At 70.4% G+C, this 4,595-nt stretch carries 4 protein-coding genes and 1 pseudogene; 2 read left to right on the top strand and 3 right to left on the bottom strand.

The window, feature by feature from the left end:
• Positions 1–319: 319 nt before the first annotated feature.
• Both ACFVFS_RS40600 and ACFVFS_RS40595 read left to right on the top strand, forming a co-directional pair.
• A complete protein-coding gene (locus tag ACFVFS_RS40600) occupies positions 320–877 on the top strand; it encodes an RICIN domain-containing protein (protein ID WP_380630147.1) in 558 nt (185 codons plus the stop codon).
• 157 nt (positions 878–1,034) lie between these two features.
• Entirely contained in the window at positions 1,035–1,250 is a 216-nt protein-coding gene (locus ACFVFS_RS40595; protein ID WP_380630146.1) for a hypothetical protein, read from the top strand.
• Here the strand turns inward: ACFVFS_RS40595 and ACFVFS_RS40590 are convergent.
• From ACFVFS_RS40590 to ACFVFS_RS40580, 3 genes and pseudogenes are all read right to left on the bottom strand, one after another.
• Positions 1,226–1,735, bottom strand: coding sequence for a hypothetical protein (locus ACFVFS_RS40590; protein WP_380630144.1), 510 nt, complete (start codon positions 1,733–1,735; stop codon positions 1,226–1,228). The genes ACFVFS_RS40595 and ACFVFS_RS40590 overlap by 25 nt on opposite strands.
• A gap of 185 nt (positions 1,736–1,920) precedes the next feature.
• A pseudogene (locus ACFVFS_RS40585) lies at positions 1,921–2,946 on the bottom strand (IS256 family transposase); the annotation flags it as partial.
• 171 nt (positions 2,947–3,117) lie between these two features.
• On the bottom strand, positions 3,118–4,275 hold the full coding sequence (locus ACFVFS_RS40580; protein ID WP_380630143.1) for a hypothetical protein: 1,158 nt from the start codon (positions 4,273–4,275) through the stop codon (positions 3,118–3,120).
• Positions 4,276–4,595 lie beyond the last annotated feature (320 nt).

Below are 4,595 nucleotides of genomic sequence, written 5' to 3'. Positions count from 1 at the left end.
CAGTTGCACACGGGTCACGCACCATGGTCTACCGGATCAGGGGCAACCGCGAGGGCGAAACCCGCAAATTGATCACAACCGAATACGCGCCCTAGGTCGGCCCGGTGGATCCCGGGCCGGTCTGAGTTCGAGCCAGAGTCGGACCGGGGCCCCAGGCGGCTTTCTGCGGACCTCGGGTGATCCCGATGAGGTTGCTCGAAGCCAGTACCACTTTGATCGGTCGGGTCCACTAGGGTGGCCGATCGGCAGCCGGAGAGCGATGGTTCTCGCGCGCGGCGCCGATCTCACCACTCATTCCTGTCTGACGAGGATCACGACCTTGGCTCTCAAGACCCGTATAGCCGCCGCCGTCCTCGGTGCCGGTCTGGCGCTCACCGTCGGCGTACCCGGCGCCGCCGCCGGCGACCGCCCGCGACTGAACCTGAACCCCTTCGTCCTGGCCAGCGGCTCCAGCCCGCACTGCCTGGAGGTCGCAGGCTGGAGCGCGGACAACGGCGCGGCCGTCCAGCAGTGGTCCTGCCACGGCGGCAACAACCAGAGCTGGCAGGCGCCGGGTGGTGGTCAGGTGGTCAACGCGCACACCGGCAAGTGCCTGGAGATCGGCGGCTGGAGCACCGACAACGGTGCGCCCGCGCAGCAGTGGGACTGCAACGGCGGTGCCAACCAGAAGTGGGAATGGTCCGGTGTCCCGGGCGGCGGAGAGATCCTGCGCAACGTCTGGAGCGGCAAGTGCCTGGACGTCCCCGGCGGCGTGTCCCTCTGGGGCCCGGGGTACTTCAACGGCGTCCGCATGCAGCAGTGGGACTGCTGGAACGGCAAGAACCAGCAATGGTTCGTCTCCTCGCCGGGCAACAGCTATCCCCCCGTCGACTACTGACCGCCCGCCCCACCACTGCGCCCCGCCCGCCCGTCCCCGGGCAGGCGGGGCGCAGCCGCGCGAAGGCGGAGCGCCGTGCCGCCGGTTACGGCGGGTCGGGACACAAGCCGCCGCGTGCTGATCCCCTCGTGGTCACACCCGACCCGCAGGGAGCAGCATGACCGACCGCACCACCAACACCACCGTGACCGCCGCCGACGCGGTCGCCCCGCAGGAGCCCGGCACCGCGCGCCTGACCGTGGGCCTGACCGTCATTGAGACGACCGTCTTCGCCCTGGACGTCCAGCTCCAGGAGGTCCCTGTCGAACTGATCCACTTCGACGACAACGCAAGCCTCATGAGCAATAGTCAAGACTTGTGGGTAATGCGCTGAGCTTGTTCAGTCTTCGTGGGCTCGGGGCAGTGCGCTGCGACCCAGGTAGCGGTGATGTCGTTGCACGTGACGATGACCGACCTTGGCCTGAAGGCCATCTCGTGAGTGCAGCCCTCGTCGTGCGGAAGGATCTCGTCCAGGATCAGTGTGCCGAGGTTGTCCCAGGTCGAGGGCTCGTTCGGAGTGCCGATCTGGACGGCTGTCACCCCCGCATATCGAATGACCAGGTCCTCCTCGTGCTTCCAGCAGTTGTGACGGAGGCGGAGGTCGAGGGCTTGACTCTCGTGGAGGAAGGTTGCCTGGTGGAGCGTCAGGTCCTTGACGCAGCGCCGCCCGGCGAAGTCGTAGTGGCTCGGGTCGGTGGCGAACGCCCTGGCGCCCGGGGGCAGGCTGGTGCTCAGCTCAGGCAGGAGCTCAAGGTAGGGGCCAGGGTCGAGGACCCCGGTCAGTTCTCCGACTTGGGCATCGAGATCGACATACTTCATTATTCACTCCTGCGATGGTCCAGCGGTCCGCCCTTGGGCGACCCCAGGGTGACATGCCGGCTCGTGGCCCCGCTCAGGCATTTCCACCATTCGTCGACCTCGTCCGCCTCAGCGACCTGCTGTAGCTCGTCGAGGCAGGCGCGAAGCGGACGTGCTCGTCCGGGTCCCGCAGGATGTGGTGGGGGTCACGCGGCCTGCTCCTCGCGCTCGACCAGGACGCCGTTCTCGAACCGCGCACCTGCGCGGACCAGGGACACCAGGTGGGCGCCGGTGATCGCGCGTCACCTGGCCTGAGCCGACTCGACCAGCTTGAACACCATCGCGAGCGCGGCCGCGGGGCTGCCGGCGCCGCGGGTGACCTTGGTTCGGAGTTTGACTGTGGAGAAGGTGGACCCGATGGGGTTGGTGGTCCGCAGGTGGATCCAGTGCTCTGCGGGGAAGTCGTAGAACGCGAGGAGTTCGTCCCGGTCGTCGGTGATCTTCGCGACGGCCTTCGGGAACTTGGCTCCGTAGGTCTTCGCGAACACCTCGATCGCCTATTCGGCATGGGTGCGGGACTCCGCGTTGTAGATCTCCTGCATGGCCTTCGTCGCGCCGGGCTGTGCCGACTTCGGCAGGCGGTTCGAGACATTCCGGGCCTTGTGAACCCAGCACCTCTGTGGCCGTGCGGCCGGGAACACCTCGGCGAGCGCCCGCCAAGGGCCCATGGCGCCGTCGCCGACCACCAGCTCGGGATCGCGCATGCCGCGTCTCCGGCAGTCGCGCAGCAGGTCGGCCCACGACTCAGTGGACTCCCGCAGGCCCTCGGCCAGCGCGATCAGCTCCTTCGTGCCATCCAGACGGACACCGAGCATGACCAGGATGTAGGAGCGGGCCTGCCCGAGCCGCACCTTCGGGTGGACCCCGTCGGCCCAGACGTAGACGAAGTCGCGGTCCGACAGGTCCCGCTCCTGGAAGGCAGCGTGGTCATCGGCCCACTGCCTGGTCAGCCGGGTGACGGTCGCGGCCGACAAGCCGGCGGTGCCGCCGAGGAACTGCTCCAGCGCGGGCACGAAGTCCCCCGACGACAGTCCGTGCAGGTAGAGCAGCGGCAGGACCTCGGAGATCTTCGGCGACTTGCGGCACCACGGGGCGAGGATCTTGGAGGAGAACCGCTTGCGCTCGCCGGTGGCGTCGTCGATGCGGCGGTTCGGGCAGTTGACGGTGCTGGCCAACAACGGCGGCCACACGTTCTGCGGGCGCTGCCGCCGCTGCGGCGGCCGGGGCGGCAGCGGGGACCAGCGCGAGGGCGAGCGCCGCGATGTGGTGGCGCCGTGGTGCCATCAGGTAGAAGTACTCATGCTGCAAGGGCTACCGGCCAGGAGATGCCGACCGTTGAACCGTCACCCGGCGGTCGGCGCGCCGCCGCTCACGTTGACGCGGACCGGCCGGAGGTCCGGGCCTGGAGGTAGGCAGTCCAGTCGGTCACGGCTCGGGCGCGCCATCGCGTGAGGGTGTTGAGGCTGAGGCCGAGCATGGGGGCGAGGACAGCCGGGGGGCATGTCCTGAGCGAGCTGGACGAGGGCGGCGGCCCGGGCCGGGCGGCTGGGGATGCCGTGGGCGGTGAGGCGGCGGACCAGTGCACCGCCGGTGACGTGTCGGCCGGGCTCGGCCGAGGGGAAGAGCCAGCGGTTCGGATGGTTCGCCGCCCAGCCCGGAGGCCGAGGCCGGTTCGCGAAGTCGGCCAGGAGCCGGGCCACGGGGTCGGGCAGCCGGATGGGCACTTGGTCCAGGGCGAGGAGGGTCTCGTTGTTCCGCACGGTCACGGCGTCCGTGGGCAGCGCGGCGACCCGGGTGGTCTCCTGGCCGAAGAAAAGAAGGATCGCGCCGGCGGCGCGGACATCCAGCGGCAGCTCCGTGTCGGTCAGGCACTGGTGGAGGACCTCCCAGTGGGAGTCGTCGTCCAGGGCGCCCGGGTCGGGCCGGGACCGGAGCGGAACGACGAGGTCGCGACTGTGGCCGCGGCGGCCGGCCCAGAGGAGAAAGTCGCGGACCTCGTAGCGGGTGCTGCTGCCTCCGGCCAGCCACCGGTCGACCTCATGCTGGCTGACGTCGGCGAGCGCGAGGCCGCCCTTGTCCATGGTGGCCAGGAAGTCGATGGCGGTGTTGATCCTCAACTGGGCCCAGCAGAGCCGGTTGGCGAAGGCGTGGCCGCGGCGCACACGGCGACGGGCGCGGGGCAGGAGCGACCAGCGGACGTAGGACCGCAGCAGCAGAGCGTGCCCAGGATGACGGGCGAGGACGCGGACCAGATGGCGTTCGACACGGGCAGGGAGCTCGTCGCGCTCGGGCAGGGCCTGGTAGGCGAGCAGGACCCCGCGCAGGTAGTCGACGACCCGGGCCCCGCCCCGTCCTTCGGCCAGGGCCAGGGTGTCCAGGTCCCCGCGGGTCAGCGACCGCCCGTCGGCGACGACGTCGGTCAGGAGGGCAGCGGAGCGGGAGCCGCGGAGCCAGCTCAGGGCGGTCGCCGGTTCGTCGCGCGCGGTCAGGGCGGAGCGCATCCGCGCGTACTGGTCCTCGGGCCCCGCGGGCCGGCCGTCGAAGAGCTCGGCGAGGTGGTCGTGGAGGGTGCAGCGGTCGCACAGACCCCGGACCTTGTAGGAGCGGGGGTTCGCGCAACGGGGGCAGGCGTACGGGTCGGGGTGGCCGGCTCACGGGCCGCAGACCCGCGCTCCGTTCTGGCGGGCGATCAGCACGCGGGTCTTCTCGCAGGCCAGGCAGGTGCTGGGGTGGCGGCGGGCCTGGCGGTAGCAGGTTTTGCAGATCGGGCCGAGCGGCCAGCGCGCGTCCACCGGTGCGCTGGTGGCGCACAGCGCGCACG

The sequence above is a fragment of the Kitasatospora sp. NPDC057692 genome (genome assembly GCF_042799475.1).
In the GTDB taxonomy this organism is placed as follows: Bacteria; Actinomycetota; Actinomycetes; order Streptomycetales; family Streptomycetaceae; genus Kitasatospora.
This window is presented reverse-complemented; position numbering and strand designations above follow the sequence as displayed.